The organism is Brevundimonas sp. CURTG3B2_SDJG (assembly GCF_057364705.1).
On sequence record NZ_JBNFOJ010000322.1, the window covers coordinates 1 to 3038 of the forward strand.

At 69.0% G+C, this 3038-nt stretch carries 1 protein-coding gene and 2 pseudogenes; 1 reads left to right on the plus strand and 2 read right to left on the minus strand.

Translation table 11 applies throughout. The features are described 5' to 3' along the window. Window positions 1-426 (minus strand): annotated as a pseudogene (locus AC2W7C_RS15900) (hypothetical protein); the annotation flags it as partial. Further along, window positions 423-2582, minus strand: a complete 2160-nt coding sequence (locus tag AC2W7C_RS15905; protein WP_486002272.1) for a type I secretion system permease/ATPase — start codon at window positions 2580-2582, stop codon at window positions 423-425. The gene AC2W7C_RS15905 and the pseudogene AC2W7C_RS15900, both read right to left, overlap by 4 nt. A gap of 122 nt (window positions 2583-2704) precedes the next feature. Between AC2W7C_RS15905 and AC2W7C_RS15910 the strand changes: the two are divergent. Next, a pseudogene (locus tag AC2W7C_RS15910) lies at window positions 2705-3038 on the plus strand (hypothetical protein); the annotation flags it as partial.

Consider the following 3038-nt stretch of genomic DNA (forward strand, 5'->3'; position numbering starts at 1 on the left):
GTCAGCAGGGCCGCCGCCCAAACTCGCCCGGGCCGGTGGTCGGCGTCCGCCGTGGCGAAGGTGGGGTCCAGGTTCGATCAGCGGCTGGCCGGCGCGCACCCGTTCGCCCTCACGCACCTCGATGGCGCGGATGACGCCGGATTCGGCGGCCTCGACCGAGCGCAGCCGGCCCGTCGGCGTCAGCCGCCCCTCGGCCACGGCCACCACCTCGACGAAACCGAGGACGGACCACAGCAGGGCCAGGGCCGCCGCCGCGATGATGGTCCAGAGGACGGCGCGTCCCACCGGCGAGGGCGGGGTCTCGGAAATCTCCAGGGCGGCGGGCAGGAACTCCTTCTCGCGCCATTCCCGCACGCCCTCGCGACGCCGCCGGTTCTCGGCCGCCCAGGCCTCGCGCAGGACGTCCCAGTGCCGCCGCAGGCTCATGTCGCGCTCCCGTACATCTGGGTCCGCCACAGCTGCGAATAGCGCCCGCCCGAGGCCATCAGGCTGTCATGGGTGCCCATCTCGGTGACCGAGCCGTTCTCCATCGTGATGATCCGGTCGGCCATGCGGATCGCCGACAGCCGATGGGCGATGATCAGCACCGTCCGTCCCTTGGCGATGGCCCGCATGTTGTTGTGGATGATGGCCTCGGATTCGGCGTCCAGCGCCGAGGTCGCCTCGTCCAGGATCAGGATTCGCGGATTGGTGACCAGGGCCCGGGCGATGGCGATCCGCTGCCTCTGGCCGCCCGACAGGTTGCCGCCCCGCTCCTCGATCAGGCTGTCGTAGGCCTCGGGCATTTCGAGAATGAAGTCGTGGGCGCCGGCCAGGGTGGCCGCGGCGATCACCCGCTCCATCGACATGCCCGGATCGGCCAGGGCGATGTTCTCGCGCAGGGACCGGTTGAACAGCAGGTTCTCCTGCAGCACCACCCCGACCTGGCGCCGCAGCCAGGCGGGATCCACCAGCGACAGGTCGGTGCCGTCGACCAGCACGCGGCCGCTCTCGGGCACGTAGAGGCGCTGGACCAGCTTGGTCAGGGTCGACTTGCCCGAACCCGAGGGACCGACGATGCCCAGCACCTCCCCAGGCTTCACGTCCAGCGAGACCCGGCGCAGGACTTCGCGGCCCCCGGGCGCGTAGCGGAAGGTCACGTCGTCGACGGCGATCGCGCCCTGAATTTGCGGCATGGTCGAGCGCGACGCCGAGAACTGCGCCTCGACCGGCGCGTTCAGCACGTCGCCCAGGCGGTCGACGCCGACCCGGGCCTCCTGGAACTGCTGCCACAGCCCGGCCAGGCGCAGCACCGGTTCGGCGACCCGTCCGGCCAGCATGTTGAACGCGACAAGCTCGCCGACCGTGATCGATCCGCCGATCGCCAGCTTGGCGCCGACGTAGAGAATGAGGGCGGTCGAGAGCTTGCTGACCAGCTGGATCGACTGGCCGCCCCAGATGTTCAGCTGCGCCGCCCGGAACCCCGCCTTCACATAGGCCGACAGCAGTCGTTCCCAGCGCACCTGCATCTGCGGCTCGACAGCGGCGGCCTTCAGCGTCTGCACGCCCGTGACGCTCTCGACCAGGAAGGCCTGGCTTTCGGCGTTGCGCTGAAAGCGCTCCTCGATCCGCTTGCGCAGCGGCGGCGTGATCAGGAAGCAGATGATCGCATAGAGCACGATCGAGGCGACGACGATCGCGAGCAGATAGGGCGAGTAGAACCACATCACGACGAGGAAGATCACCGTGAACAGCAGGTCCACGACCAGCGTCACCGACGACGAGGTCAGGAACTCGCGGATGGTCTCCAGTTCGCGGACGCGGGCGATGGTGTCGCCGACGCGACGGGACTCGAAATAGGCCAGCGGCAGGTTCAGCAGGTGGCGATAGAGCTTGGAGCCGAGCTCCACGTCCACCCGGCTGGTCGTATGGGTGAAGACATAGGACCGCAGCCCGCCCAGGAAGGTTTCAAAGACCACCACCGAGATCAGGCCGATCGCCAGCACGTCCAGGGTGGTGAGGCCCTGGTGCACCAGCACCTTGTCGATCACCACCTGGAAGATCAGCGGCGTCGCCAGGGCGAACAGCTGAAGCACCAGCGACGCCCCCAGCACGTCACCGAGCATCCAGCGGTATTTGACCAGGGCCGGAATGAACCAGGTGACGTCGAACTTGGTCGCCGAGCCTCCCGCGGCGCGAGTGGTCACCAGCACCATCCGACCGGCCCACCGATCGTTCAGCTGCTCCAGCGTAAGACGTTCCGCGGGAGCGCCGGGGCGCTGGATCAGCGCCTCGTCGTCACGCGTCGCTGCGACGAGGAAATACCCGCCATCCTTGTCCTGGGCGATCGCCGGCAGCGGCACGTCGCCCAGCTGGTCAAGATCGATCCGGGCGGACTTCGCCTTGGCTCCCAGCCGCTTCGCCAGGCCGATCAGATCGGTCTCGCTCGCCGGATCGCCGTGGCCCAGCGCGTGCCGCAACTGCTCGGGGGCGGACGGTATCTGGTGAAAGACCAGCAGCATGGCCAGAGAGGCCAAACCCGAGTCGGAGTCGGGCGCGCCGGGCGGAGCGTCCGCATCCCTATCCACGTTCTGCCCCACCACGCACCACGCCCCCTACTCGCCTCTCGCGAGTAACATGGATTGGGAAGCCCGCAATAGCGGTCAGGCGAAAAGGGAACCGGCTCGCCTTCCTTCCTCCGCGGGCCCGTGGTTGAAAGGCGCCCATGCGCCGACTGCTTCCGCTTCTACCCGTCCTCATGCTCGCCGCCTGCGCTGCGGCGCAGGATTTCGGAGCCGGCGTCGGAGCGGCGGCGACCGCGCCGCTGGACGACCTGAACCTGCGCCGCCAGTACATTCCGACCGTGCTGCTGCAGGCCGAGGCCAATCCCTACGACCTGCGAAATCTGAACCAGTGTTCGACCCTGGGCGCCGAGGTCGGCGCGGCTGAACGAGGCGGCTGGGTCCCGACACCGACGAGCCGCCGGCGCCGACGGATCCTTCCTGGGCGAACGGGCGGCGGACGCGGCCTCCAGGGCGGCGCTGGACGCGATCCGCGAC